This window comes from Streptomyces sp. SID14515 (assembly GCF_010548505.1).
GTDB classification, from domain to species: domain Bacteria; phylum Actinomycetota; class Actinomycetes; order Streptomycetales; family Streptomycetaceae; genus Streptomyces; species Streptomyces caviscabies.
Window position 1 is genome coordinate 110,880 of record NZ_JAAGMH010000105.1, and the last position, 24,033, is coordinate 134,912.

Sequence of the window (24,033 nt, forward strand, 5' to 3'; positions counted from 1 at the left end):
TGAGGCGATCCAGCGACAGATCGGCAGGGCAGTGCGCAGGGAACGGGCAGGAGGCGGCTGGTGACCGTCGGCGACACGACGTCCGGCGCGGGTGAGGAGCCCGGGTCGGACTCCTCGGTCCACGCCACACCCCACCACGAGGTCGACCACACGGTGGAACCGACCGACGACCCCCTCGCCATCCGCCTCGAAGCGCTGATCCTGGGGGCCGACCGGCGCTACACGCCCTTCCAGGCGGCCCGCACCGCCGGGGTCTCCATGGACCTGGCCTCCCGGTTCTGGCGGGCCATGGGCTTCGCCGACATCGGCCAGGCCAAGGCGCTCACCGAGGCCGATGTGCTCGCCCTGCGGCGGCTCGCCGGTCTCGTCGAGGCCGGGCTGCTCAGCGAGCCGATGGCGATCCAGGTCGCCCGCTCCACCGGGCAGACCACCGCCCGGCTGGCCGAATGGCAGATCGACTCGTTCCTGGAGGGGCTGACCGAGCCGCCCGAGCCCGGCATGACCCGCACCGAGGTCACGTATCCGCTGGTCGAGCTGCTGCTACCGGAGCTCCAGGAGTTCCTCGTCTATGTGTGGCGGCGCCAGCTGGCCGCCGCCACCGGCCGGGTCGTGCAGGCCGCAGACGACGAGGAGATGGTCGACCGGCGGCTCGCCGTCGGCTTCGCGGACCTGGTCGGCTTCACCCGGCTGACCCGGCGCCTGGAGGAGGAGGAGCTCGGCGAGCTGGTCGAGTCCTTCGAGACGACCGCCGCCGACCTGGTCGCCGCGCACGGCGGCCGGCTCATCAAGACCCTCGGCGACGAGGTGCTCTTCGCCGCCGACGACGCGGGCACGGCCGCCGAGATAGCGCTCCGGCTGATCGAGGCGATGTCCCAGGACGAGACGATGCCCGCCCTGCGCGTCGGCATCGCCTTCGGCACGGTCACCACCCGGATGGGCGATGTCTTCGGCACCACGGTGAACCTCGCCAGCCGGCTCACCTCGATAGCTCCGAAGGACGCCGTCCTGGTCGACGGGGCGTTCGCCAAGGAGCTGGTCCGGCACGGCGACGCCCCGGAGTCCGAGGCGCAGGCCGCCGAGGCCGTCGCGGCCGCCGCCGAACGGGCCCGGCTCGCCGAGAAGGAGGGCCGCGAGCCCGACGACGAGCCGCCGCTGCCCACGTACCGCTTCGGGCTCCAGCCGATGTGGCAGCGCCCGGTGCGCGGGCTCGGCGTGGTCGAGCCGTGGCTGCTGGCCCGGCGGGGGAAGACCGGCTCCTGAGCGGTTACGGCTTCGCACCTGTCGGCGGTCCGGCGGTCCTGTCTAGGATTCCTGCCGGGTAACGCTCGTTAACGGGCGCCGTCGACCGACAGGGGTGCAGCCATGACCGTCACGTCCGAGCAGCGGTACGGGGAGTTCGTCGTCGTACGGCGGCACGAGGGGCAGGACCACGTCGCCGAGCTGGTCCTCGACCGGCCCAAGGCCATGAACGCCGTCTCCACCGACATGGCCCGCTCCATCGCCGCCGCCTGCGAGGCGCTCGGCGCCGACCGGGACGTCCGGGCCACCGTCCTCACCTCCAGCCACGACCGGGCCTTCTGCGTGGGCGCGGACCTCAAGGAGCGCAACTCCTTCACGGACGCCGACCTCGTACGCCAGCGGCCCACCGCCCGCGCCGCCTACACCGGGGTCCTGGAGCTGCCGATGCCGGTGATCGCCGCCGTGCACGGCTTCGCCCTCGGCGGCGGCTTCGAACTGGCCCTCGCCTGCGATGTGATCGTCGCCGACGCCACCGCCGTGGTCGGACTGCCCGAGGTGTCGGTGGGCGTCATCCCGGGCGGCGGCGGTACGCAGCTGCTGCCGCGCCGGGTGGGTGCGGCGCGCGCCGCCGAGCTGGTGTTCAGCGCCCGCCGGGTCGAGGCGGCCGAGGCGCGCGAGCTGGGCCTGGTGGACGAGCTGGTCGAGGCGGGCCGGGACCGCGAGGAGGCCCTCGCGCTGGGCGGCCGCATCGCCGCCAACTCGCCGGTCGGGCTGCGCGCGGCCAAGAAGGCGCTCCGGCTGGGCCAGGGCCTCGACCTGCGCGCGGGCCTGGAGGTCGAGGACGCGGCCTGGCGGTCGGTGGCCTTCTCCGGGGACCGGGCGGAGGGGGTGGCCGCGTTCAACGAGAAGCGGCGCCCCGACTGGCCCGGCGAGTGACGACGCGCGTGCCTCACGCAGAGTGAGCACAAGGCGAAGGAATAGTTGAAATTAGTTACGCATCAAGCTGATCAAGTCATTCAAAAGGGGACAAATCTACATAAACTGTAGAAATGGGTGGTGACGATGTGCGGCTGCGGGCCGTGGTTTCGCTGGCGCAGACCATGGCCGCGGCCTACACGCCGCGTGATTCGTGGCGGGCGGCGGCGCTGGGCGCCTGCGAGGCGCTGAGCGGCAGTTTCGCCGCGCTCTCCGTGTGGGAGCGGGACCGGGGCAGGCTGCGGGTGCTGGTGAACGCGGGGCAACGGGCCGACGGGGAGGAGGAGTTCCCCGAGGAGGAGGCCTATCCGGTCCATGAGTTCCCGGAGATCACCGAGTTCCTGCACGAGCGGTGGGCCGGCGGCGGCGAGCCCGACGCCTGGGTGGAGACCGCCGACGGCCTGCCCGGCGCGGGCGGTCCGGCGCGCGGGGCCCGCCCGTACTGCCACCAGCGGGTCGCCGCGCTCCGGCGGCGCGGCCGGGGCTGCTGCGTGGTCGCGCCGATCGTGCTGCACGGCCGGGCGTGGGGCGAGCTGTATGTGGCGCGGCCGGCCGGGCAGCCCGTCTTCGACCGGGCCGACGCGGACTTCGCGACCGTGCTCGCCGCCGTCGTCGCCTCCGGGATCGCCCAGACCGAGCGCCTGGAGGAGGTCCGCAAACTGGCTTTCACCGACCCGCTGACCGGTCTCGCCAACCGCCGCGCGGTCGACATCCGGCTCGACGAGGCCATCGAGCTGCACCGCGTCGACGACACCGTCGTCAGCCTCGTCGTCTGCGACCTCAACGGCCTCAAGGCGGTGAACGACACCCATGGCCACGCCGTCGGCGACCGCCTGCTGGAACGTTTCGGCTCGGTGCTGTCGCTGTGCGGGGCGATGCTGCCCCAGGCGCTGGCGGCCCGGCTCGGCGGCGACGAGTTCTGCCTGCTCGCGGCCGGCCCCCCGGCGGACGCGGTGGTCGGCGTGGCCACCGAGCTCTGCGACCGGGCGGCGGTGATCGAGCTGGGCGACGGGGTCGCCTGCGGGGTCGCGTCGACCGGCGATCCGATCGGCCCGGTGCGCTCGGCCCGCCGGCTGTTCCGGCTCGCGGACGCCGCCCAGTACCGGGCCAAGGCGGCGCGCTCGTCGGGGCCCGTGGTGGCCGGGCGGGACGGCGAGGTCATCCGGCTCGCGGACTCCCCGCCGAAGTCCGCGCACGACCGGCGCAGGCTGCGCGGCAACAGGCCGTGAGCGGCGGCGGCCCCGGGCTCAGCGGTCTCGGCGCGACGGCCCGGGGGCTCAGTGCGGCGGCGGCATCGGGGTCAGGGCGTTGCCGATGGTGCAGCCGCCCTCTCCGGGCATCCGCTGGATCCGGGCCGGAGTCCACACCTCGGTGGCGCCGGGCCGCACATGGCCGAGGAGGCAGTCCTGCGGGTCGTGGCCGTCGCCCTTCACCGACAGGAGGACGCCGACCCGGTCGGCGTCGGCCTCCACCTCGGTACGGATCGCCGCGTCCAGGTCCAGCGCGGCGACCGCCCGGCGGACCTCGGCCTCGTCCACCCGGCCGCCCTCCGGCACCCGGGGCAGCTTCGCGCGGAGCTCCTCGTACGGCAGCCGGGGCGGTTCGGGCGGCGGGGCGAAGGTGAGCCGGGGGCCGTCCGGGCAGTCCACGTCGCGCGGATCCTCGCGCCACTTCGACTTCGGCGACACCCGTATCGCGAAACAGCGCCGCACCGTGACCGGATCGGGGTCGAACATCTCGTTGTACGCCGAGCCGGACGTGCGGACGGTCACCTCGATGCCGTCCCCGTCGTGGGCCGAGGCGCCCTTCACCCGCAGCACCTCCACCCCGTCGACGCGGGACACGGCGTACCCGGCCTCCTCCGCCGTACGCGGACGCTGGCCGTGGAGCCGCTCGCCCGCACCCCTGGCCACATCTCGTGCCGCGTCCGTCGCCTCGCCCTCGGAGGACTGGAGCACTCCGCAGCCGGAGACGGTGAACAGCAACAACGGGGCGAGCAGCAGGAGTCGGCGCACGCGTGCGGGATTCCGGCAGCGCGCGCGGCGGGCAAGCCGCCTCCGTGCCCGGCCGGTGCCGTAAGGGGTCCGGCGCGGTACCACTAGTGACATGAAGGGTTTCAGTCCGTACGCTGCTGAATATGGATATGCACACTGTTGTGGTGGGGACGTCCGGAACCACCGCCGAGGACGTCGTCGCCGTGGCCCGCCACGGCGCCCGGGTCGAGCTCTCCGCCGCCGCCGTGGAAGCGCTGGCCGCCGCCCGTCTCATCGTGGACGCGCTCGCCGCCAAGCCCGAGCCGGTCTACGGCGTCTCCACCGGCTTCGGCGCGCTCGCCAGCCGCCACATCAGCCCCGAGCTGCGTGCGCAGCTCCAGCGCAACATTGTCCGCTCGCACGCGGCCGGTATGGGCCCCCGCGTCGAGCGCGAGGTGGTCCGCGCGCTGATGTTCCTCCGGCTGAAGACGGTCGCCTCCGGTCACACCGGCGTACGCCCCGAGGTCGCCCAGACCATGGCCGACGTGCTGAACGCGGGCATCACGCCCGTCGTCCACGAGTACGGCTCGCTCGGCTGCTCCGGCGACCTCGCCCCGCTCTCGCACTGCGCGCTCACCCTGATGGGCGAGGGCGACGCGGAGGGCCCCGACGGCACGGTCCGCCCGGCGGGCGAGCTGCTCGCCGCGCACGGCATCGCCCCGGTCGAGCTCCGCGAGAAGGAGGGCCTGGCCCTCCTGAACGGTACCGACGGCATGCTCGGCATGCTGGTCATGGCCCTCGCCGACCTGCGTAACCTCTACACCTCGGCCGACATCACCGCCGCCCTCTCCCTGGAGGCGCTGCTCGGCACGGACAAGGTCCTCGCCCCCGAGCTGCACGCCATCCGCCCGCACCCCGGCCAGGGCGTCAGCGCGGACAACATGCTGCGCGTGCTGGCGGGTTCGGGCCTGACGGGGCGGCACGCCGACGTCACAGGCGACGCGCCCCGGGTCCAGGACGCCTACTCGGTGCGCTGCGCCCCCCAGGTCAACGGCGCGGGCCGCGACACCCTCGACTACGCGGCCGTCGTCGCGGGCCGCGAACTGGCCTCGTCCGTCGACAATCCCGTGGTCCTTCCCGACGGCCGGGTCGAGTCCAACGGCAACTTCCACGGGGCGCCCGTCGCGTACGTCCTGGACTTCCTCGCGATCGTCGCCGCCGACCTCGGCTCGATCTGCGAACGCCGCACCGACCGGCTGCTCGACAAGAACCGCTCGCACGGCCTGCCGCCGTTCCTCGCGGACGACGCCGGGGTCGACTCGGGCCTGATGATCGCCCAGTACACGCAGGCCGCCCTGGTCAGCGAGATGAAGCGGCTCGCGGTCCCGGCCTCGGCCGACTCGATCCCGTCCTCCGCGATGCAGGAGGACCACGTCTCCATGGGCTGGTCCGCCGCGCGCAAGCTCCGTACCGCCGTGGACAACCTGGCCCGGATCGTGGCCGTCGAGCTGTACGCCGCCACCCGCGCCGTCGAGATCCGCGCGGCCGAGGGCCTCGCCCCCGCCCCCGCCTCGCAGGCCGCCGTGGACGCGCTGCGGGCCGCCGGCGCGGAGGGCCCGGGCCCGGACCGCTTCCTCGCGCCGGACCTGGCCGCCGCCGACACGTTCGTACGGGAAGGGCGCCTGGTCGCTGCGGTGGAACCGGTCACGGGACCGCTGGCCTGAGCCGCCCCCGTACGTACGTAAGAGGGCTGCCGCACCGGGGGGCGCGGCAGCCCTCTCGTGCGTACGGGATCAGAGCGCCGGGCGCGTACCGGCCACGGAGCGGCGGACCGAGTAGGTGACGAAGGCGGTGCCGAGGCCCAACAGGGCGGTGCCGCCGACGAGATACGGGGTGGTGTCCGCGCCGGGACCGGTGTCGGCGAGGCGCGCCTCCGAGGCGTCGTCAGGGGCGCCGGCGGCCTGCTCGGCGGCCGCGCGGTCGGCGGGGGCGGCCGGGACGGACTTCGGGTGGTTTGCCCCGGTCTCCCCGGTCGCGTTGGCCGACGGGACGAACCAGAGAGCGGCCAGCAGCGTGCCTGCGGCGGTGGCGGTCAGCAGTGTGCGACGAGCGACGGACACAGATTCGATCCCCTTGCGACAACCATGAGTTAGCCCCGTGGGCCGATGCTAAGCAAAGCAGCGGGTCGGTGGAAAGTCGTGGCCTCGCCGAGCCTTACGCTCCGGCCTATGAGCACAGAAGAGACATCCAGGTTTGTTCGACTTCGCGTGGAGATGGTGCTGGAGGTCACCGACCTCGACGCCCTGACCGGCACCGCCCTCGAATCCATCGCCGCCGAGTACGGGGATCCCGTGGCGGCGGTCGCCGGAACCGACACCGCCGAGGAGCGGATGCATGCCGAGGCCACGGTCCGGGCAGACGGTGCAGAGGCCCTCGCCTCACTGGTCGACCCCTTCGACCTGGTCAGCGAGGTGCCCGGGGTCGAACTCGCCCAGGCCTCCTGGAGCAGCGAGAGCATCGAGTACGACCCCGACGCGGAGGGCTGGGACGACGCGGACGACGGCGACGAGGACCTCTTCCTGCCACAGGACGAGGGCGACGAGGAGGGGTACGGCGACGCGGTCGCGCACAATGGGAAGAACGACGGCGAGGACGGTGACCCCGCGCAGCGGGTGTGACGTGTGAGAACACCGGCCCCGGCCCCGCTCACCCGCGGACCGGGGCCGCGCCGTGCGGCGACGGAAAACCGGGGCCCGATCGCGGGAACCACCGCCCGCGCGGCCGCGTCGATGAGTGGTGTTCCCCACATCTGTCGTGGATGCGGAACGGAGCACCCTTTCCGGGTGTTCTTGGAACATTGACGGGGAATAGCCGCCTGGCGGCCCCGTCCGGGGATTTTGGGGAATCGGCAACGATGGAGAAGCGTGTGATGACGGACAGCAAGCGGCGCAGGGGCCTTATGGCCATGTCCGCACTGCTCGGCGGCGTGCTGGTGCTTTCGGCCTGTACCGACGACGGCGACAAGGGCGGAAAGACGAGCGCCGGGAGTTCGGAGTCGTCGCAGCAGGAGGTGGACAAGGCGGCGGCCGAGGACGCCTCCGAGGCGCAGATAGCGATCAAGCCGAAGAACGGCGCGACCAACGCCAGCATCAACAACGCGGCCCAGGTCACCGTCGCCAAGGGCAAGCTCACCGAGGTCGTCATGACCACGGCGGACGGCACCCCGGTCGAGGGCACCCTGGCGGCCGACGGGTCCAGCTGGAAGCCCGCGGGCCAGCTGGAGCGCTCCACCACGTACAAGATCGACGCCACGGCTGAGGACTCGAAGGGCCGCAAGGCCCACGAGAACAGCTCCTTCACCACCGTCTCGCCCGACAACAGCTTCATCGGGAACTTCACCCCCGAGGACGGCTCCACGGTCGGCGTCGGGATGCCCGTCTCGATCAACTTCAACAAGGCGATCACGGACAAGAAGGCCGTCCAGGACGGCATCACCGTGACCTCCAGCAGCGGCCAGGAAGTCGTCGGCCACTGGTTCAACTCCCAGCGCCTGGACCTGCGCCCGCAGGACTACTGGCAGGGCGGCTCCACCGTCACCCTGAAGCTGGCGCTGGACGGCGTCGAGGGCGCGGACGGCGTCTTCGGGGTCCAGCAGAAGACCGTGACCTTCAAGGTCGGCCGCAACCAGGTCTCGACCGTCGACGCGAAGACCAAGACGATGACGGTCACCCGCGACGGCAAGACGATCAAGACGATCCCGATCTCCGCGGGCTCCCCCGACAACCCCACGTACAACGGTCAGATGGTGATCTCCGAGAAGCACAAGGAGACCCGGATGAACGGCGCCACCGTCGGCTTCACCGATGACGACGGCAAGGGCGAGTACGACATCAAGGACGTGCCGCACGCCATGCGGCTGTCCACGTCGGGCACCTTCATCCACGGCAACTACTGGGGCAAGGGCATCTTCGGCAACGCCAACACCAGCCACGGCTGCGTGGGCCTCGCCGACGTGAAGGGTGCGAACGACCCGAACGCGCCCGGCGCCTGGTTCTACGACAACTCGATCGTCGGCGACGTGGTCATCGTCAAGAACTCCCCGGACAAGACGATCTCCCCGGACAACGGCCTCAACGGCTGGAACATGAGCTGGGCCGAGTGGACGGCCGGTTCCCAGGCCTGATCCACGGCCTGATCCACCGGACCCGCCCGGTCCACCCGCTTTCCCCTCGCACCACCCCCGTCCCCGCCCGAAGGCGGCGGCCCCGGAACACTCCGGGGCCGCCGCCTTCGGCGTTGGGGGAGGCAGTTCGAGTGGGCATGACCTCCGAGGTAATCGACGCCCTCCGCCCCGCCCGGCAGCATCGTGGGTGTCCCGCAGAACACCCCGCCCCATGACGGAGGACCGGACCATGACCGCGTACGCCATCGCCCACCTGCACCCCGCCGACGGCCCCGTCGAGGACGAGGTGCTGAGCTACATCGAGCGGATCCAGGCCACCATGAAGCCTTACGGGGGCCGCTTCCTGGTGCACGGCACCGAGGTGGAGGTGGTGGAGGGGGCCTGGCCCGGTGGGCTGGTCGTCGTCGGCTTTCCGGGGGTCGAGGAGGCCCACGCCTGGTACGCCTCGCCCGCGTACCAGGAGATCCTGCCGCTGCGTACCCGGCATCTCGGCGGTGACGTGATCATCGTCCCGGGCGTCGGCCCGGAGTACGACGCGTCGGCCACCGCGGCGGCGATGCGGGCGGCCCGGGACCGCACGGCCCGGGACCGTACGGCACAGGAGGCGGAAGACCGGGCTCAGCCCGTACGCTCCTCCGCCACCGCCGCCCGGTAGTACCGCAGGTCGCTGCGCCGCACCTGGCGCACCCCCGCGAGGTCCTCGTGCGGTTCCGCGGGGCGGCCAGAAGGGCGCTCGGCGGGGCCCGGAGCCGTTGGGCCCCGGAGCCGGCGCCAGGGCTGGCACGGCAGCCAGAGGAGCCCGTACAGCCAGCGCAGCACCAGCCGGCGGAACCCCGGACGGCCCGCGTCGGGCAGCCGGATCACCCGGACGCCCATGATCAGCTTTCCGGCGCTCGCGCGGACGGCCATCGTCAGCAGCACCTGGTTGGCGAACGACAGCGCGATCAGCTGCACGACCAGCAGGGCGACCGCGCGCCCCGCCCCGCCGGCGTTCAGGCAGGACCGCACCAGCAGCCCGACGGCCAGCAGGCACAGATAGGCGTCGAGCCCGACCGCCAGATAGCGCCGCATGTCACCCGTGCCCTTGGGGATGCGCGGCTGCCTCCTGGGCGCCGGGGCGGGATACGCCGAGGGGCGGGCGTACGCCGGGTACGCGGCCCGCGGAAGCGTGTGCCCGTACGGCGGCGGGGGCGGTGGCGCGGGTGGGACAGGACGGGGACGCGTGGGGCCGGTCCCGGCCCGGCGCGGTCCGTACAGCGCCCGTAACTCGTCAGGAGGCTGACCTCTCCGATGCCCCCGCGGCTTCGTCATGGGGGCATCATGACTGATCGTCAGGCGGGGTGTCCCTGTTCCTGGCGGGTAACTCCCGTGCCCCGGCCTTGTTTTCACGGGACCCTTACGGTTGCCGGTCCTGGGCCGCGCGGATGCCTCGTTCCCGGTCGGCCCGGGAACGGCGGGGTGTAGCCCGCTCCACCCCCGATACGGGGGCGCTCTCCCTCCCCGCGGCGGGCCCCGGCCGACAGACTCGGAGCATCACCGACCACGGAGGCATCGCCGTCATGAAGTCCCTGCTCTGGCTCGTCCTGTCCGCCGCACTCGCCGCCAACGTCTTCCTGAGTCTCGCCGTCGAGGAGAGCGGCCTCCAGATCGCCCTGAGCGTCGCGGCGGGCGTCACCGCGATCGCCTCCGGGGTCGGGCTCTGGATGCTGCGCGACCCGCACGAGAGCTGATCCGGAATGTGACCTTCGCCACTCGGAGGCCGTGGGCGGGGTGCGGGCCCGGGGTGCGCGGTCCGCCCGCAACGGCGGTTCGGAGGACGGCGCAGCGCCCGGCAGGGCGGTCGGGACGCTGAGCAAAACGCCTGATCATGGTCAATATATGGATGGTCCTCGAAGATCATCGGGCCGCACTGGAGAATCGGACCGTACGACGGTCATGCGTATCGCCCGGCCGGGCGACGGCCGCGCGGTCCTCCCGAGCGGGAGTCCGCGGGGCTCCGGCGGGGGAGGCGGACCGGTGGCGCTCTCCGGGACGGGGGCGCCGACGCGCACGAGCCCGACCACGGAAGGTCAGAATCAGATGCCGGTCATCCCCGACTCGCCCGACTCCGCCCGCACGCACGACGCCGCGGCCCGTGTCATCGAGCCGCTCTACGCCGAGATCCTGCGCCGCAACCAGGGTGAGCAGGAGTTCCACCAGGCGGTCCGCGAGGTCCTGGAGACGCTCGGTCCGGTGCTGGCGCAGCGCCCCGAGTTCGTCGACGCGCGCATCATCGAGCGGATATGCGAGCCCGAGCGCCAGCTGATCTTCCGGGTGCCGTGGTCGGACGACTCCGGCGACATCCACGTCAACCGCGGCTTCCGGGTGGAGTTCTCCAGCTCGCTCGGCCCCTACAAGGGCGGGCTGCGCTTCCACCCCTCGGTCAACCTGGGCATCGTGAAGTTCCTCGGCTTCGAGCAGATCTTCAAGAACGCCCTCACCGGCATGCCCATCGGCGGCGGCAAGGGCGGCGCGGACTTCGACCCCAAGGGCCGCTCCGACGCCGAGATCATGCGGTTCTGCCAGTCCTTCATGACCGAACTCCACCGCCACCTGGGGGAGTACACCGACGTACCGGCCGGTGACATCGGCGTCGGCGGCCGCGAGATCGGCTATCTCTTCGGCCAGTACAAGCGGATCACCAACCGTTACGAGTCCGGCGTCCTCACCGGCAAGGGCCTCGGCTGGGGCGGCGCACAGGCCCGTACGGAGGCCACCGGCTACGGCACGGTCCTGTTCACCGCCGAGATGCTGCGCAGCCGGGGCGAGTCGCTGGAGGGCCAGACCGTCGCGGTCTCCGGCTCCGGCAACGTCGCCATCTACGCCGTCGAGAAGGCCCAGCAGCTCGGTGCGACCGTGGTGACCTGCTCGGACTCCGGCGGCTATGTCGTCGACGAGAAGGGCATCGACCTCGCTCTCCTCAAGGAGATCAAGGAGACCGGCCGGGGCCGGGTCTCGGAGTACGCCGAACGACGCGGCGCACACGCCCGGTTCGTGCCCGGTACGGGCGTGTGGTCGGTCCCCGTGGACGTGGCCCTGCCCTGCGCCACACAGAACGAACTGCACGAGGCGGACGCGCTGGACCTCGTGCGCAACGGGGTCAAGGCGGTCGCGGAGGGCGCCAACATGCCCACCACCCCGGAGGCGGTGCGGGTGTTCCAGGAGGCGGGCGTCGCGTTCGCCCCCGGCAAGGCGGCCAACGCGGGCGGGGTCGCGACGAGCGCCCTGGAGATGCAGCAGAACGCGTCCCGGGACTCGTGGACCTTCGCCCACACCGAGGAGCGGCTCGCCGAGATCATGCGGCACATCCACGACTCCTGCTACACGACCGCCGAGCGGTACGGGAGCCCCGGCAACTACGTGGTGGGCGCGAACATCGCGGGCTTCGAGCTGGTCGCGGACGCGATGCTGGCGCAGGGCCTGATCTGACGGTACGTCCGGCTCCGGCGTCGGCCGGCACCGGCCGACGCCGGAACCGCTACCCCGTGTGGGCGAGCCGCCAGGTGTCGTCTCCCCCGCGCGGGGGAGCGGGTTGGCTCGCGCGGGGGATTCCTCGTCGTGCCTGCTCCGCGAGGGTGGAGTCATGACGCTGAAGATCCTTCACCGCCCGCCGTCCGTCGACGACACCGAGCGGCCCGTTCCCCGCTGGGCGATGCGCCTGGCCTACGCGTTACCGCTGTTACTGCTGCCGGCGTGCCTGTGGCGGCTGCCCTTCGCCGTGCACTACACGATGGGGCAGGAGGCTCAGGACGGCAGCCTGCCGGCCTACTGGCTGAGCATCCCGTACGTGCTCGGGCTCAGCGTGCTGACGGAAGTGATCGCGATCCTGACCATCGGACTGGTCCGGGGCTGGGGAGAGGTGGCGCCCGCCTGGATACCGCTCATCGGCGGCAGACGCGTCCGGCCGATGGCGGCCGTCGTCCCCGCCGTACTCGGCGGCCTGATCCTCACTTTCCTGTTCACCGCCGTCCCGCTGGGCGACAACCGCGACCTCACCCTGCACGGCGTCGTCGACTCCATCGGGTACACCAACGGTGCCTGGAACGGGCTGGCGACGGCTGTCGGCACCCCTCTCGCCGCTTGGGGACCCATCACCATCGCTCTCGCGATCGCCTACTACCGTCGCCGGCGGTAGTACTCCGCGCAGCCTGTGTTCAGGAACAGCACGACGGCGAACACCCCGGCGGCGACCGGGTGCCCCGCCCCGTACACCGCCGCCGCCGCACCACCGCCGAGGACCAGTGTCTTCACCGCCAGCACCCCCGCGAGCGGAGGCCCGAACCGGGCGCGGGGCGCGGCGAACAGCCCCCACAGGGTCACGGCCGCAGCTGGCACCCCGAGACCGAGCAGCACCGATACGAGGACTCCGTCCATGGCGGTGAAGCCCCACCAGGCGAGGCAGCCGATCGCCGCGAGCTCCAGCAGGAAGGCGAGGACTTCGTTGGCGGCGAACCAGGGGCGCTGCCGGAGCACGTGCGGATCGTGGTGCCCCGCACGCCCTGCGGCCTGACGTTCTCGCCTCATCCTGACCCCCCTGAAGAGAACCCGCTGTCGGTCGGGACGATAGCCCGGGCGTGACCACGACGTCCGCCCTTGCCCTTCGGAACCGGCGGGCTGTCACGCGACTTCGCCGTCAGCAGATCCGCCCGGAGCGCAACGCCGGGGCCGTGTTGGGGCGGTGCCGCGCTCCTAGGCTGGGGCGGTGAGCATCCGAGCGACGAACCAGGCCGACGTGATCCCTCTGCGCCCGCTCCCGACGGCGGCGTCTCCGGCGATCCCCGCGACGCCGGAGCTGCCGGGCCTGCCCCGGGAACCGCTCTGGCGTGACCTCGTCGGAGAAGTGCTGCGCCGTGAACGGCTGGCGCAGGGGCGGACGTTGAAGGAGGTGTCCGAGGCGGCCCGGATCTCCATGGCGTACCTCTCCGAGGTGGAGCGCGGCCGCAAGGAGGCCTCCTCCGAGGTGCTGGCCGCCGCCGCCCAGGCGCTCGGCCTGAGACTCGCGGACGTCCTGGCGCTGGCCGGGGAGCGGCTGGTCAGTATCACGGCGGTGCGGTCCCGGTCCCGGTCCGGGGTCGGGTCACTGGGGGCGGCGGGCGGTCACCGGTCGGTGCGGACGACGGGTCCGGCCCGTCCGACTCGTCCGGCCGGTCCGACGGGCCCGATGGGCGGCGTGCTGCTGGCGGCCTGACCCGGGGCGGGTGTGAGGAGGGCGTTACGGGTGGGCCCGCCCAGCAGCCGGGAGGGGTATTACGTGCGGTCGCCCGGCACCCGGGAGGGGTGTTACGGGCGGTCGTGGTCACCCCGGGGTGCCTGGTCCGCGAGGGCTCGTAGCTCGGCGGCGACGGCGGCGTGCCGTTCGCGTGGGATGTCGTGGCCGACGCCCGGCTGGAGGACGAGCCGGGCGTCGCGGATCGCGGCGGCGGTGGCCCGGCCGGCGGAGGGCTTGAGCAGCGGGTCGTCCGTGCCGTGCAACACCAGGGCGGGGAGGCGCAGTTCGGGCAAGGGCGGGCCGTTCCAGGGGGCGCCGATCTGGCGGGACTGGGCGTCCGGGTCGGCGATGCCGGTGTCCACGTCGGCGGTGATCCGCGCCAGGGCCTCCGCCTCGTCGAACGGGTAGCCGGGCGAGGCGCAGAGCCGCGCCACCGCGAGCCCGGTCGCGATCCGCCCCGCCCGGTCCCGGGCGGGCTTGACGCGGGCGAACTTCGCGAGGGTGCCGAGCCGCAGATGGCGGAAGGCGGCCAGCCCGCCGACATCGCTGGGCAGCGCGGCGGACGAGGTGAGCGTGCGCACCCGGTCCGGGTGGCGCAGGGCCACGCGCTGGGCGACGACCCCGCCCAGCGAGTGCCCGAAGAGGTGCGCCGACTCCCAGCCGAGCGCGTCCAGGACGGCGACCGCGTCGTCGGCCATGTCCTCGGCGGTGTAGGCCGCACCGCGGCCGGCGGCCAGTGCGGCGAAGGGGTTGCCCCGGGCGGCGGGTTTCGGCAGCCGGGTGGACTCGCCCGCGTCCCGCTGGTCGTAGCGGGCGACGGCGAACCCGGCGTCGGCGAAGGCCGCGCACAGCTCGCCGGGCCACCAGTGCCGGGAGACCGCAAGACCCATCACCAGGAGCAGCGGCTCGCCGTCCGCGCCCTCCTGGAGCCGGTCGTGGGCGAGCTCGACCGCACCGTTGCGGGCGAAGCGGCGTTCGGTCCAGGTCATGACGGGCTCCTTCGGCGCCGGGCGGCAAAATACTGCGAACGATGTTCGCGGTATTAGACTACAGGCCGGTTCAGAACGACCGAGGGGAAGGTGCGGACCGTGGCCGACCGCGAGACCCGGCCGACGACCGTCTGGTCACGTCCCGTGCGGGGCGCGCGCGGACCCGCACCCGAGCGGAGCCGTGCCGAGATCACGACGGCCGCCCTCGCCCTCGCCGATGCGGAGGGCCTGGCGGCCGTGTCGATGCGCGCGCTCGCACAGCGGCTGGGCACGGGGCCCGCCTCGCTCTACCGCTACGTGGGGAGCCGGGACGAGCTGCTGGACCTCATGGAGGACGCGGTGGCGGCCGAGCTGGACCTCTCCGCGGCCCTCACCGGAGACTGGCTGGACGATCTCGTCGGCCTGGCCCGCCAGTCCAAGGCCGCGCACGTCCGGCACCCGTGGCTGGCCGATCTGAACGACCGGCGCGGCGAGGTGCTGGGCCCGCACGCGATCGACTACCTCGACCACGCGCTCGGCATCCTGGCCCCCGCGCCCGGCACCGCCGGGCAGAAGCTGGAGGTCATCGGCCTCCTCGGCGCCCTGACCACCCTCTTCGCCCGCCGGGAGGCCCTCGCGGCGGACACCGAGGCCCCGCCCGCCCGGGCGGCCCACCTGGCCGCGGTCGCCGCCGAGGGCCGCCACCCGCACCTGCTCGCCGCTCTCACCGCGGCGGACGCCCCGCCCCCGGCCGGCCCCGACGACCGGGACGCCCTGTTCGTACGGCTGCTGCGGCGGGTGGTTCCGGCGATGCTGACCGGCTGACGCAGGGCCCCGGGCAAGCGGCCCGGAGACTCCTGCGGCCGGGCGGCCTGGCTCAGCCCTCGGCCGGGGCCATGCCGATCGGGCGGGAGGCGCTAACGCCAGCCCTCCAGGGCTCGTTCGGCATTGTCAATCAGCTCCTTGTAGGTCACCACTTCGACGCGGCTCATGTGAGTGTTAAGGGTGCGCAGCGCTTCGTTGATTTGCTCTTCGGGTACGTCTGGCTGCAGGGCTGGGTGTCCGATAAGGACGACAGCGCTGGCGCGCCGAGTTTCGATGTTCAATTCCTTCCGAATCCGAATCCGGTGTTCGTCCAAGCCGACTAGGTAGTTCACTGCCTGGCTTACTGCATCGTGCACCTCGGCCGTCGGTACCCAGCATCCTCGGTGCTTCTTGACGAGCGGGCCGTGGAGGCTCATGGAGCGCTTCAGCTCAACGATGTGAAGGGCGCCGTCACCGCGTATCAGAGGAATGTCAACTTCATCCCCTGGGACAAGCCTGCGTTGCACCGCTTGGCCGACGAACTGCCCGCCGAAGATCCAATGCTGGCCGTCCAGTGCTCGTTGCAAGTCGCTCTCACTTGCTCTCGAGTCCTCCGCCACGTCACGGAGCACTCTGATGCCGCGTCGACGGCGCTGCACCTTTGCCGCTTCGATCAGCAGCTGCCCTTCCCTGTCCGCTGCCAGAATCTCCAGAGACTCGGGGGACATCACGATGCGACGGGCGGCTTTCTCAGGGTCCTCCACATCAACTCGCTGCGTGAAAACCTGCTCGAACCATGCTGCAACCTCAGCGCTACCTCGAAGGATCTGATAGCGCCCTTTGCGCTCCTGTGACTGCTGCATGTAACGGGCGTCCCGGCCTATGGCCGCGACGTGCTCCAGAACTTCTCCGGCTGTTGCTTCGGGATGCTCCAGGAGATAGCTGCTGCCGAGCTGCGAGAAGTAATTCAGCGTCGAGGAAAGAGTCCGGGCTGCGTAATCTTGGTGCGAGCTCAGTGGTTGTGTCGACCGCTGGAAGAGGTTGTATTTCTCCTCGAAGTCCGGCCGCAGAATTCTTCCTTCGGCGTAGTCGAGAGAGTCCTGCACGAGGTGCACTATCTGCCACTCGTTCGCAGTCGCTGCTACCGAGCGCACTTCCTTGAGCAGCACCACTAGGGCTTGGCCCCCTTTGCGATTACGACTCGTTCCGGAATTCATGTGTCGGGACACGGAATTGAGTGCGTCCTTGACGCGGGTGTCCCCGGCTCGTTCAGCAACCTGCCTTAGCTGCAACTCCAGTGCATAATCAGATCTGACACTCATGGCACGATTCTGGGGCCTGGCACTGACAGTCGAGGTACGCGCTGCCCACTGCATCAGGACATGCCAGCACCACGTTCCGTGTCGCTGGCATGTCCGGCGAAGGACCCTCAGCCCTCGGCCGGGGCCACGCCGATCGGGCAGGAGACTCCCGTGCCGCCGATGCCGCAGTAGCCGCCCGGGTTCTTGTCCAGGTACTGCTGGTGGTACGCCTCCGCCGGCCAGAACGGGCGGCCCTCGGCCGGGAGGATCTCCGTGGTGATCTCCTTGTGGCCCGAGGCCGTCAGGACCTTCTGGTACGCCTCACGGGACGCGTCGGCGGCCGCTGCCTGGGCGGGGGAGTGGGTGTAGATCGCGGAGCGGTACTGGGTGCCCACGTCGTTGCCCTGGCGGAAGCCCTGGGTCGGGTTGTGCGACTCCCAGAACAGCTTCAGCAGCTCCTCGTACGACACGACGGCCGGGTCGAAGACGACGCGTACCGCCTCCGTGTGGCCGGTCAGGCCCGAGCAGGCCTCGTCGTACGTCGGATTCTCCGTGTAGCCGCCCTGGTAGCCGACGAGCGTCGTCCAGACGCCCTCGGTCTGCCAGAACTTCCGCTCCGCGCCCCAGAAACAGCCCAGCGCGAAGTCCGCCACCTCCAGACCCTCGGGATACGGGCCCACCAGGGGGTTGCCGAGGACCGTGTGGCGGGAGGGGACGGTGAACTCGGGGACGGGGCGGCCGCGCAGGGCCTGCTCCGGGGTGGGGAGCTCGGGGGTGCGGCGGTTCAGGAACATGCGGGGGCTCCTCCGGGGGTCGGTGTTCGGTACGTACAACACGGGAGCGGCCGCCGGGATTCCGAGGCGGGGGCGGGGGCAGGAGCTGGGTGCCTGTTCCGGCCGTTCAGCTGGTAGCCCTGGTGGCCCCGACGCTCATCCCGTGGCCCCGGCGACATCCGCCAGGGCCCGTGCGAAGCCCCGCGTGCGGGCCGTCTCGTGGTTCCGGTGCCACACCAGCGCGAGGGCCGAGTCCGGGAGGCCGGTCACCGGGACGAAGGCCACCGCGTGGCTGCCGTAGTAGTCGGCCGTCGGGTCGCACAGCAGCATCGCGCCCCGGTCCGCCCGCACCAGGGCCAGGCCCTCCTGGAGACTGCTCACCGCCGGACCGGCCGGAATCGCGCGGCCTGCCGGTGTGGCGGCCGGGGCCTGGGCCAGCCGCCAGTACTCCGGGGCCGCCCCCTGGACGCCGATGAGCGGGCTGCCCGCCAGGTCCTCGGCGTCGATGCCGGGGCGACGCGCGTACGGGTGCCGGTCGGAGACGGCGAGGGTCAGCGGACGGGCGGAGAAGACCGGGCCGAGCACCAACTCCTCGTCCCGGACCGGCATCAGCACCACCGCCGCGTCCACCTCCCCGCGGTGCACCGCGCCGAACGGGTCGGAGAGCGGGATCTCCACGATCTCGGCGGCGCAGTCGGGATGGCCGTCCCGGAAGGCCACGACCGCCCGCATGAACGGGTCGTTCGCCGTCCCCTGGAAGCCGACGCGGAACAGCCCGCCGACGCCGCGTGCCACGTCCCGGACCTCGTCGATGGTCGCGACGATCGCGTCGAAGGCGGGCCGCAGCCCGGCGTGGAGCTGTTCGCCGAGCGGGGTGAGCCGGACCCGGCGGCTCGTGCGGTCGACCAGCCGTCCGCCGATCCTGCTCTCCAGCGCCCGCAGCAGTTGGCTGATCCGGCTCTGCGAGAGGTACAGGCGCTCTCCGGCCCGGCCGAAGTGGAGCTCCTCCGCCAGCGCGAGAAAGGCCTCCAGTTCCCGGATCTCCGGATTGCTCACCCGTCTCCTCCCCCTTCTCCGCGCCACCGGCCGGATCCATTGGTCCAGCTCATAGAAGGATGAGAGTTCGGCCGTTGTTCCCGGCCTCCGGCCCCGATTGGCTGAGGACATGACGCAGGTTCAGGAATCCTCAGGCGCCCGGGCCGCCCGCCCGGCTTCCCCGAGCAACGGCTGGTGGGGTGTGGCCGCCCTCGCGCTCGGCACGTTCACCGTGGTCACCTCCGAGATGCTGCCCGTCGGGCTGCTCACCCCGATGGGCCGCTCGCTCGGCGTCCCGGAGGGCGTGGCCGGTCTGACGCTGACCATCACCGGCCTCGTCGCGGCGCTCTCGGCCCCGGCCCTCGTACCGCTGCTGGGCCGCGCCGACCGGCGTACGGCCCTGTGCGCGCTGGTCGCCGTGCTGCTCGTCGGCAATCTCGGGGCGGCCTGGGCGCCGGACTTCGGGACCATGGTCGTCGCCCGCGTGCTGGTCGGCATCGGCATGGGCGGCGTCTGGGCCGTCGCCGCCGGGCTCGCGGTGCGTCTGGTCCCGGCGCGATCCGCCGGCGCCGCCACCTCCCTGGTCTTCAGCGGCATCGCCGTGGCGTCCGTCCTGGGCGTCCCCGCCGGTACGTACCTGGGCGCTCTCGCGGGCTGGCGCGCCGCGTTCCTCGCGGCCGCCGGGCTCGGAGCCGTGGTGCTGGTCGCGGCGGCGCTCCTGCTGCCCCGGCTGCCCGCGGAGCGCGCGGTTCCGTTCGGCGGCGTACTGCGGCTGACCCGCGACCCGGGATTGCGTACGGGGCTTGTCGTCGTCGGCTTCCTGGTCACCGGGCACTTCGCCGCGTACACCTACGTCAGGCCGGTCCTGGAGGACGTCTCCGGCGTCGGCGCGGGCACGATCGGCGTCCTGCTCCTGGTGTACGGCGTCGCCGGTGTGGCCGGGAACTTCCTCGCCGGGGCCGGAGCGGCCCGATCGCCGCGCAGGACCCTGCTGATGATCGGCGCGGTCCTGGCCCCCACCGTGGCCGCCCTGCCCTGGCTGGGCTCTTCCCCCGCCCTCGCGGCCGTACTGATGGCCGTCTGGGGCCTCGGCTACGGCGGTGTCTCGGTGAGCACGCAGACCTGGGTCCTGCTCGCCGCCCCGCACGCCCGCGAGGCCGCCTCCTCGCTGTTCGTCGCGGTGTTCAACGGAGCCATCGCGCTCGGGGCGCTGGCCGGCGGACTGGTGGCGGACGGCATCGGGATCACGGCCGTCACGGCGACGGGCGCGGCGCTCGTGGCGGGCGCGCTGGTGACCGTCGCGGTGGGCCGGGCCCCCGCACCCGCACCCGCCCGCGCCAAGCCGTGAAGCCGTGAAGCCGTGAAGCCGTGAAGCCGTGAAGCGTACGGAGATCAGTGCGGCAGCGTCGCCGGGCTGCCGCCGTTCGCCTCGTACCCCGCGACCGCCAGCGCCCGGTAGACCGTGTACTGCGCGGCCGGGTCCGGGCCCGCCGTCCACGGCAGCGCGCCCACGTGACCGTCGATCCGGACCAGCTGGTGCATCGCCTCCGACCAGCGCTCCATGTGCACCAGGAACAGCACCAGGAGGTGGCGTACGTGGGCCAGCATCGGATCGTCCGGACGCGCCGCGTGCACCGCGAACATCGCGCCCTCGACCGCCTTGGTCACCACCTGACCGCGGTAGAAGCCCTGCACCAGGTTGACCTCCGGCAGATGCTCGTACACCGCGAACAGGGGCAGCGCCGCGAGCAGCGAACCCTGCGGGGCGCGGGCGGCGGCGGCCGTGGCGAACGCGTCGGCGTCCGCGCGCGAGCCGTGCCACTTCTCGCAGTGGAAGTGCAGCGCCGCGATGTGCGCGCCCATGTGCGCCGGGGCCCGGTCGATGATCTTCGCCCAGAGCTGGTCGAACTGCTCGGGGGTGTAGTTCAGGCCCCGGGCCACCGCCAGCTCCACGATGTACGGAACGGGGTCGCCCGGCGCGAGCAGGGCCGCCTCGCCGCAGACCGTACGGGCCTCCTCCAGGATGATCCGGAAGTCGTCGCTGCCCGCCGCCGAGGACCGCCACGCCTGCTGCACCAGGAACTCCGCGTGCACCGCCGCACCGCCCGCGTCCTTCGGCGACTCCGCGCGCCAGGCCCGCAGCCAGGCGCCGCCCACCCCGGGCCGCTGCGCCAGCTCCAGCGAGGCCGCGCCCGCGAAGGCCTGGATCCGCTGCCAGCGCACCTCGCCCTCCTTCGGCGTCCCTGCCAGCAGCTGGGCGGCCGCCCGCCAGTCCTGGGTGCCCTGGACGACGTCGAGCACGTCCAGGAGGTCCTGGTCGGGGCCCGGCATCCGGACGTCCAGCTCCTCCTGGCGGGCGAAGCCGTACGTGTCCGGGTCGGCGGCGTCCGGCGAACCGGGTTCGACCTGGCGGATACCGCCCCGGCGACGCATGACCCAGGGGCCGATGATCGCCGCGAGCATGCACATCGCGAGCAGGAACAACAGAATCTCCATGGCCCCATTGTCCCCGGAGTGGCGAGTGGCCGGTAAGGGCCCTCTTCACGAACTACGCTCGGCCCCATGAGCGACCAGCACAGCTTCGAAACCCTCGCCATCCACGCGGGGAACACCGCCGACCCCCTCACCGGCGCGGTGGTACCGCCGATCTACCAGGTGTCCACGTACAAGCAGGACGGCGTGGGCGGACTGCGCGGCGGATACGAGTACAGCCGCAGCGCCAACCCGACCCGCACCGCCCTGGAGGAGAACCTCGCGGCCCTCGAAGGCGGCCGTCGCGGTCTCGCCTTCGCCTCCGGCCTCGCCGCCGAGGACTGCCTCCTGCGTACGCTGCTGACCCCCGGCGACCACGTGGTCATCCCGAACGACGCCTACGGCGGCACGTTCCGGCTGTTCGCGAAGGTCGCCGCGCGGTGGGGCGTGGAGTTCTCCGTGGCCGACACCTCGGACGTGGCGTCCGTACGGGCCGCGATCACCCCGCGCACCAAGGCGATCTGGGTGGAGACCCCGTCCAACCCGCTGCTCGGCATCACCGACATCGCCGCCGTGGCCCAGGTCGCCCGGCAGGCCGGGGCCCGCCTCGTCGTCGACAACACCTTCGCCTCGCCCTACCTCCAGCAGCCCCTGGCGCTCGGCGCGGACGTCGTCGTGCACTCCACCACCAAGTACATGGGCGGCCACTCCGACGTCGTCGGCGGCGCGCTCGTCGTCAGCGACCCGGAGCTCGCCGAGGAGCTGGCGTTCCACCAGAACGCCATGGGCGCGGTCGCCGGACCCTTCGACGCCTGGCTCGTGCTGCGCGGCATCAAGACGCTGGCCGTCCGTATGGACCGGCACACCGAGAACGCCACCAAGGTCGCCGACCTGCTGACCCGGCACCCCAAGGTCTCCCACGTCCTCTACCCGGGTCTGCCCGAGCACCCCGGCCACGAGGTCGCCGCCAAGCAGATGAAGGCCTTCGGCGGCATGGTGTCCTTCCGCGTCGCGGCCGGCGAGGAGGCGGCGGTCGAGGTCTGCAACCGGGCGAAGCTCTTCACGCTCGGCGAGTCCCTCGGCGGCGTGGAGTCGCTGATCGAGCACCCGGGCCGGATGACGCACGCCTCCGTCGCGGGCTCCCTGCTGGAGGTTCCGGCCGACCTGGTCCGGATCTCCGTCGGCATCGAGAACGGCGACGACCTGCTCGCCGACCTCACCCAGGCGCTGGGCTGACCCTGCGGACATGACAGGGGCGCCCGCCGGCTCCGGCGGGCGCCCCTCGCGTTCAGACGCCCACCTTCTCGTCCTCCAGCATGCCCTTGATCTGTTCGCGCAGTTCGGGACCGTCCTGGTGTCCGTGGACCGAAGCGGCGTGCTCGCTCGCGGCCCGGACGACCTCGTCCTCCTCGCCGACGATGGTGAGGGTGCAGTCCGTCTCGCTCGGATACTTACGGCAGTCCGCGATCTTCCTGGTCATCACGGCCTCCTCGGCTCGTACGACGACCGACCTCTCCAGCGTAGGCCTCCCGCGCCCGGACCCCAACGCCTCACCAGCCCTCCAACGGCGGTGTGACCTGGGCGGGCTCGGTCGCCCACGGCTGCTCGACGCCGACCCAGACGAGGAACGCGGCGAGCGCCAGGCCCAGCAGCCAGGCCGCCGTACGGCCCACCGCCCGGCGCAGCCGCAGCCGCCGTCCGCCGTGCCGGACCGCCCGGGCGACCAGGTCCGGCGGCAGGGCCGGATGCGGGCCGTCCAGCATCCGGCGGACCTGCTCCTCACGCGGATCGCGGCGGTCGGCGCTCACGGCGTCACCCGGAAACCGGATGCTGACGCCTGCCCGGGCCCGCCGGCCGTACCGCGCGCCGCCCCGGTCGTCGTGCCGGTCGTCGTGCCGTTCCCCGCCCCCGTAGCCCCGCGTCGGGGCCCGCCCGCCCGCAGCGACGCCACCGCGCGGGCGCACACCGCGCGGATCCGGTCGGCCGGCAGCCCCAGCAGCGCCGCCGTCTGGTCCTCGCCGACCTCCTCGTACATCCGCAGCACCAGAACGAGCCGCTCGATCGGGGTCAGCCGGTCCAGCAGACCGCCGCGCGGCCGCTGATGGCGCCGGGCCTCCCGGGCGAACCGGAGGGCCAGCTCCCGGCGGGCCAGGTCGTAGGGGTCGCCGCCGCGCAGCCGATCCCAGCCGGCGTAGGTACGGGCGAGCGCCGCGTGCAGCAGCCGCTCGGCCCGTACGTACGCGCCCGGCGGCTCGGCCGGTTCGCCGGTGAGCAGCGTCGCCGTGTGCAGCAGGCGCCCGCCCGCGCCCGCCACGAAGGCCTCGAACTCCAGGGCGCGGAGCCGGTCCCGATGGGTCGCCCGCTCTGCCATGGACCACATACGAGCCCCGGTGCACCGCCCCGGTCAAGAGCCCGGACGCGGCCGGTGCGCGCGGGCCGCGGCCGTCAGTCGGACTGCGGCGGCTGGTGCGCGGCCTGCCGGGCGGCCAGCGAGCCGTTGAACCGGGTGAGCAGGGTGCAGAAAATGTCCCGCTCCTCCTCCGTCCAGCCGTCCGTCACCTGGGACATCAGCTCGCGCCGCGAGGCGCGGACCTCGTTCAGCCGGGCCTGACCGCGCGGCGACAGCTGGAGCACCACGGCCCGGCCGTCCTCCGGGTGCGAGGTGCGCTTGACCAGCCCGGTGTCGACGAGCGGCGCGACCTGCCGCGTCACCGTCGAGGAGTCGATACCCATCCCGGCCGCCAGCGCTTTGACGCCCATCGGACCTTCCCGGTCGAGCCGGTTCAGCAGCAGGTACGCCGCCCGGTCCATCGAGTTGCGGACCTGGCCGACACCGCCGAGGCGGGTCTGCTCGGCACGGCGGGCGAAGACCGCCACCTGGTGCTGGAGCGAGTCCAGCAGGCGGTCGGGGCCCGGGTGTTCGGGGGCGGCGCCCCCGGAAGGAGACGCAGCAGTCGTCATGTCCTGAGGGGGCATGGCCGGGGGCTCTCTTCAGTGCGGTGTCGGATGGGTGGGGGACAGAGTACGCGGCCCCGGGGCAACGCGTACCAGTGCCGCACAAA

27 protein-coding genes are annotated in these 24,033 nt (G+C 72.6%); 14 read left to right on the forward strand and 13 right to left on the reverse strand.

What is annotated here, in order from left to right; genetic code table 11:
• Positions 1–60 precede the first annotated feature (60 nt).
• The 3 genes from G3I54_RS23720 (at position 61) to G3I54_RS23730 (ending at position 3,443) form a co-directional block, all read left to right on the forward strand.
• Positions 61–1,260: an adenylate/guanylate cyclase domain-containing protein gene (locus G3I54_RS23720; RefSeq protein WP_164616882.1), complete on the forward strand. Its 1,200-nt coding sequence runs from the start codon at positions 61–63 to the stop codon at positions 1,258–1,260.
• A 102-nt stretch (positions 1,261–1,362) separates the two neighbouring features.
• Positions 1,363–2,175 carry an enoyl-CoA hydratase-related protein gene (locus G3I54_RS23725; RefSeq protein ID WP_137232022.1) on the forward strand — a complete coding sequence of 271 codons (813 nt, stop codon included), beginning with the start codon at positions 1,363–1,365 and terminating at the stop codon, positions 2,173–2,175.
• Positions 2,176–2,288: 113 nt separating this feature from the next.
• The gene (locus G3I54_RS23730) at positions 2,289–3,443 is read left to right on the forward strand and encodes a diguanylate cyclase (protein ID WP_164616883.1); all 1,155 of its coding nucleotides are present in this window, start codon (positions 2,289–2,291) and stop codon (positions 3,441–3,443) included.
• 48 nt (positions 3,444–3,491) lie between these two features.
• Here G3I54_RS23730 and G3I54_RS23735 read toward each other — a convergent pair whose 3' ends face one another.
• Entirely contained in the window at positions 3,492–4,229 is a 738-nt protein-coding gene (locus G3I54_RS23735; protein WP_164616884.1) for a translation initiation factor IF-2, read from the reverse strand.
• Positions 4,230–4,351: 122 nt separating this feature from the next.
• On the opposite strand from G3I54_RS23735, the gene hutH reads away from it, so the two are divergent.
• Positions 4,352–5,911 carry a histidine ammonia-lyase gene (gene hutH / locus G3I54_RS23740; protein WP_164616885.1) on the forward strand — a complete coding sequence of 520 codons (1,560 nt, stop codon included), beginning with the start codon at positions 4,352–4,354 and terminating at the stop codon, positions 5,909–5,911.
• 69 nt (positions 5,912–5,980) lie between these two features.
• Here the strand turns inward: hutH and G3I54_RS23745 are convergent, their stop codons facing one another.
• Complete coding sequence (locus G3I54_RS23745) at positions 5,981–6,307, reverse strand: hypothetical protein (protein ID WP_164616886.1); 327 nt, start codon at positions 6,305–6,307, stop codon at positions 5,981–5,983.
• Between the two features lie 108 nt (positions 6,308–6,415).
• Between G3I54_RS23745 and G3I54_RS23750 the strand changes: the two genes are divergently transcribed.
• The 3 genes from G3I54_RS23750 to G3I54_RS23760 all read left to right on the forward strand — a co-directional run bounded on the left by G3I54_RS23750 (position 6,416) and on the right by G3I54_RS23760 (position 9,025).
• Positions 6,416–6,865, forward strand: coding sequence for a hypothetical protein (locus G3I54_RS23750; RefSeq protein ID WP_239144525.1), 450 nt, complete (start codon positions 6,416–6,418; stop codon positions 6,863–6,865).
• A 236-nt stretch (positions 6,866–7,101) separates the two neighbouring features.
• On the forward strand, positions 7,102–8,370 hold the full coding sequence (locus G3I54_RS23755; RefSeq protein ID WP_164616887.1) for an Ig-like domain-containing protein: 1,269 nt from the start codon (positions 7,102–7,104) through the stop codon (positions 8,368–8,370).
• 229 nt (positions 8,371–8,599) lie between these two features.
• Positions 8,600–9,025 (forward strand): DUF1330 domain-containing protein, encoded by a 426-nt coding sequence (locus G3I54_RS23760; protein ID WP_164616888.1) that lies wholly within the window; start codon positions 8,600–8,602, stop codon positions 9,023–9,025.
• Here the strand turns inward: G3I54_RS23760 and G3I54_RS23765 are convergent.
• Entirely contained in the window at positions 8,989–9,441 is a 453-nt protein-coding gene (locus tag G3I54_RS23765) for an RDD family protein (RefSeq protein ID WP_164616889.1), read from the reverse strand. The two genes, G3I54_RS23760 and G3I54_RS23765, sit on opposite strands and share 37 nt — an antisense overlap.
• 488 nt (positions 9,442–9,929) lie before the next feature.
• Here G3I54_RS23765 and G3I54_RS39060 point away from each other — a divergent pair, with 488 nt between their 5' ends.
• The 3 genes from G3I54_RS39060 (at position 9,930) to G3I54_RS23775 (ending at position 12,544) form a co-directional block, all read left to right on the forward strand.
• Positions 9,930–10,100 carry a hypothetical protein gene (locus G3I54_RS39060; protein WP_203687071.1) on the forward strand — a complete coding sequence of 57 codons (171 nt, stop codon included), beginning with the start codon at positions 9,930–9,932 and terminating at the stop codon, positions 10,098–10,100.
• Positions 10,101–10,449: 349 nt separating this feature from the next.
• Positions 10,450–11,838: an NADP-specific glutamate dehydrogenase gene (gdhA, locus tag G3I54_RS23770; RefSeq protein ID WP_164616890.1), complete on the forward strand. Its 1,389-nt coding sequence runs from the start codon at positions 10,450–10,452 to the stop codon at positions 11,836–11,838.
• 154 nt (positions 11,839–11,992) lie between these two features.
• Entirely contained in the window at positions 11,993–12,544 is a 552-nt protein-coding gene (locus G3I54_RS23775) for a hypothetical protein (protein ID WP_164616891.1), read from the forward strand.
• On the opposite strand, the gene G3I54_RS23780 is transcribed toward G3I54_RS23775, so the two are convergent.
• Positions 12,526–12,933: a YrdB family protein gene (locus G3I54_RS23780; RefSeq protein WP_164616892.1), complete on the reverse strand. Its 408-nt coding sequence runs from the start codon at positions 12,931–12,933 to the stop codon at positions 12,526–12,528. The two genes, G3I54_RS23775 and G3I54_RS23780, sit on opposite strands and share 19 nt — an antisense overlap.
• 178 nt (positions 12,934–13,111) lie before the next feature.
• Between G3I54_RS23780 and G3I54_RS23785 the strand changes: the two genes are divergently transcribed.
• A complete protein-coding gene (locus tag G3I54_RS23785) occupies positions 13,112–13,597 on the forward strand; it encodes a helix-turn-helix transcriptional regulator (protein WP_164616893.1) in 486 nt (161 codons plus the stop codon).
• 92 nt (positions 13,598–13,689) lie between these two features.
• Here G3I54_RS23785 and G3I54_RS23790 read toward each other — a convergent pair whose 3' ends face one another.
• The gene (locus G3I54_RS23790) at positions 13,690–14,607 is read right to left on the reverse strand and encodes an alpha/beta hydrolase (RefSeq protein ID WP_164616894.1); all 918 of its coding nucleotides are present in this window, start codon (positions 14,605–14,607) and stop codon (positions 13,690–13,692) included.
• Positions 14,608–14,706: 99 nt separating this feature from the next.
• Between G3I54_RS23790 and G3I54_RS23795 the strand changes: the two genes are divergently transcribed.
• Entirely contained in the window at positions 14,707–15,411 is a 705-nt protein-coding gene (locus G3I54_RS23795) for a TetR family transcriptional regulator (protein ID WP_164616895.1), read from the forward strand.
• A 92-nt stretch (positions 15,412–15,503) separates the two neighbouring features.
• On the opposite strand, the gene G3I54_RS23800 is transcribed toward G3I54_RS23795, so the two are convergent.
• The 3 genes from G3I54_RS23800 to G3I54_RS23810 all read right to left on the reverse strand — a co-directional run bounded on the left by G3I54_RS23800 (position 15,504) and on the right by G3I54_RS23810 (position 18,520).
• Positions 15,504–16,712, reverse strand: a complete 1,209-nt coding sequence (locus tag G3I54_RS23800; RefSeq protein WP_164616896.1) for a Shedu anti-phage system protein SduA domain-containing protein — start codon at positions 16,710–16,712, stop codon at positions 15,504–15,506.
• A gap of 107 nt (positions 16,713–16,819) precedes the next feature.
• Positions 16,820–17,485, reverse strand: coding sequence for a peptide-methionine (S)-S-oxide reductase MsrA (gene msrA / locus G3I54_RS23805; RefSeq protein ID WP_164616897.1), 666 nt, complete (start codon positions 17,483–17,485; stop codon positions 16,820–16,822).
• A gap of 135 nt (positions 17,486–17,620) precedes the next feature.
• Positions 17,621–18,520: a LysR family transcriptional regulator gene (locus G3I54_RS23810; protein WP_164616898.1), complete on the reverse strand. Its 900-nt coding sequence runs from the start codon at positions 18,518–18,520 to the stop codon at positions 17,621–17,623.
• A gap of 109 nt (positions 18,521–18,629) precedes the next feature.
• Here G3I54_RS23810 and G3I54_RS23815 point away from each other — a divergent pair, with 109 nt between their 5' ends.
• Positions 18,630–19,847: an MFS transporter gene (locus G3I54_RS23815; protein ID WP_164616899.1), complete on the forward strand. Its 1,218-nt coding sequence runs from the start codon at positions 18,630–18,632 to the stop codon at positions 19,845–19,847.
• A gap of 44 nt (positions 19,848–19,891) precedes the next feature.
• On the opposite strand, the gene G3I54_RS23820 is transcribed toward G3I54_RS23815, so the two are convergent.
• Positions 19,892–20,995: a hypothetical protein gene (locus tag G3I54_RS23820; RefSeq protein ID WP_164616900.1), complete on the reverse strand. Its 1,104-nt coding sequence runs from the start codon at positions 20,993–20,995 to the stop codon at positions 19,892–19,894.
• Between the two features lie 66 nt (positions 20,996–21,061).
• Between G3I54_RS23820 and G3I54_RS23825 the strand changes: the two genes are divergently transcribed.
• A complete protein-coding gene (locus G3I54_RS23825) occupies positions 21,062–22,207 on the forward strand; it encodes a cystathionine gamma-synthase (RefSeq protein ID WP_164616901.1) in 1,146 nt (381 codons plus the stop codon).
• 52 nt (positions 22,208–22,259) lie between these two features.
• Here G3I54_RS23825 and G3I54_RS23830 read toward each other — a convergent pair whose 3' ends face one another.
• The 4 genes from G3I54_RS23830 to G3I54_RS23840 form a co-directional block, all read right to left on the reverse strand.
• Positions 22,260–22,451, reverse strand: coding sequence for a DUF1059 domain-containing protein (locus G3I54_RS23830; RefSeq protein ID WP_164616902.1), 192 nt, complete (start codon positions 22,449–22,451; stop codon positions 22,260–22,262).
• 70 nt (positions 22,452–22,521) lie between these two features.
• On the reverse strand, positions 22,522–22,779 hold the full coding sequence (locus G3I54_RS39710; protein ID WP_343240402.1) for a hypothetical protein: 258 nt from the start codon (positions 22,777–22,779) through the stop codon (positions 22,522–22,524).
• Positions 22,776–23,342 carry a sigma factor-like helix-turn-helix DNA-binding protein gene (locus G3I54_RS23835; RefSeq protein ID WP_239144526.1) on the reverse strand — a complete coding sequence of 189 codons (567 nt, stop codon included), beginning with the start codon at positions 23,340–23,342 and terminating at the stop codon, positions 22,776–22,778. Before G3I54_RS23835 ends, G3I54_RS39710 begins: the two co-directional genes overlap by 4 nt.
• Positions 23,343–23,416: 74 nt before the next feature.
• Positions 23,417–23,947, reverse strand: coding sequence for a MarR family transcriptional regulator (locus G3I54_RS23840; protein WP_164616903.1), 531 nt, complete (start codon positions 23,945–23,947; stop codon positions 23,417–23,419).
• Positions 23,948–24,033 lie beyond the last annotated feature (86 nt).

Excerpts from the sequence above, each read along its gene's own strand:
- G3I54_RS23725 (WP_137232022.1), top strand. The coding sequence starts at position 1,363 with ATGACCGTCACGTCCGAGCAGCGGTACGGGGAGTTCGTCGTCGTACGG.
- G3I54_RS23730 (WP_164616883.1), top strand. The coding sequence starts at position 2,289 with ATGGGTGGTGACGATGTGCGGCTGCGGGCCGTGGTTTCGCTGGCGCAG.
- hutH (WP_164616885.1), top strand. The coding sequence starts at position 4,352 with ATGGATATGCACACTGTTGTGGTGGGGACGTCCGGAACCACCGCCGAG.
- G3I54_RS23750 (WP_239144525.1), top strand. The coding sequence starts at position 6,416 with ATGAGCACAGAAGAGACATCCAGGTTTGTTCGACTTCGCGTGGAGATG.
- G3I54_RS23755 (WP_164616887.1), top strand. The coding sequence starts at position 7,102 with ATGGAGAAGCGTGTGATGACGGACAGCAAGCGGCGCAGGGGCCTTATG.
- G3I54_RS23760 (WP_164616888.1), top strand. The coding sequence starts at position 8,600 with ATGACCGCGTACGCCATCGCCCACCTGCACCCCGCCGACGGCCCCGTC.
- G3I54_RS23765 (WP_164616889.1), bottom strand. The coding sequence starts at position 9,441 with ATGCGGCGCTATCTGGCGGTCGGGCTCGACGCCTATCTGTGCCTGCTG.
- G3I54_RS39060 (WP_203687071.1), top strand. The coding sequence starts at position 9,930 with ATGAAGTCCCTGCTCTGGCTCGTCCTGTCCGCCGCACTCGCCGCCAAC.
- gdhA (WP_164616890.1), top strand. The coding sequence starts at position 10,450 with ATGCCGGTCATCCCCGACTCGCCCGACTCCGCCCGCACGCACGACGCC.
- G3I54_RS23775 (WP_164616891.1), top strand. The coding sequence starts at position 11,993 with ATGACGCTGAAGATCCTTCACCGCCCGCCGTCCGTCGACGACACCGAG.
- G3I54_RS23780 (WP_164616892.1), bottom strand. The coding sequence starts at position 12,933 with ATGAGGCGAGAACGTCAGGCCGCAGGGCGTGCGGGGCACCACGATCCG.
- G3I54_RS23790 (WP_164616894.1), bottom strand. The coding sequence starts at position 14,607 with ATGACCTGGACCGAACGCCGCTTCGCCCGCAACGGTGCGGTCGAGCTC.
- G3I54_RS23800 (WP_164616896.1), bottom strand. The coding sequence starts at position 16,712 with ATGAGTGTCAGATCTGATTATGCACTGGAGTTGCAGCTAAGGCAGGTT.
- msrA (WP_164616897.1), bottom strand. The coding sequence starts at position 17,485 with ATGTTCCTGAACCGCCGCACCCCCGAGCTCCCCACCCCGGAGCAGGCC.
- G3I54_RS23815 (WP_164616899.1), top strand. The coding sequence starts at position 18,630 with ATGACGCAGGTTCAGGAATCCTCAGGCGCCCGGGCCGCCCGCCCGGCT.
- G3I54_RS23820 (WP_164616900.1), bottom strand. The coding sequence starts at position 20,995 with ATGGAGATTCTGTTGTTCCTGCTCGCGATGTGCATGCTCGCGGCGATC.
- G3I54_RS23825 (WP_164616901.1), top strand. The coding sequence starts at position 21,062 with ATGAGCGACCAGCACAGCTTCGAAACCCTCGCCATCCACGCGGGGAAC.
- G3I54_RS23830 (WP_164616902.1), bottom strand. The coding sequence starts at position 22,451 with ATGACCAGGAAGATCGCGGACTGCCGTAAGTATCCGAGCGAGACGGAC.
- G3I54_RS23835 (WP_239144526.1), bottom strand. The coding sequence starts at position 23,342 with ATGGCAGAGCGGGCGACCCATCGGGACCGGCTCCGCGCCCTGGAGTTC.
- G3I54_RS23840 (WP_164616903.1), bottom strand. The coding sequence starts at position 23,947 with ATGCCCCCTCAGGACATGACGACTGCTGCGTCTCCTTCCGGGGGCGCC.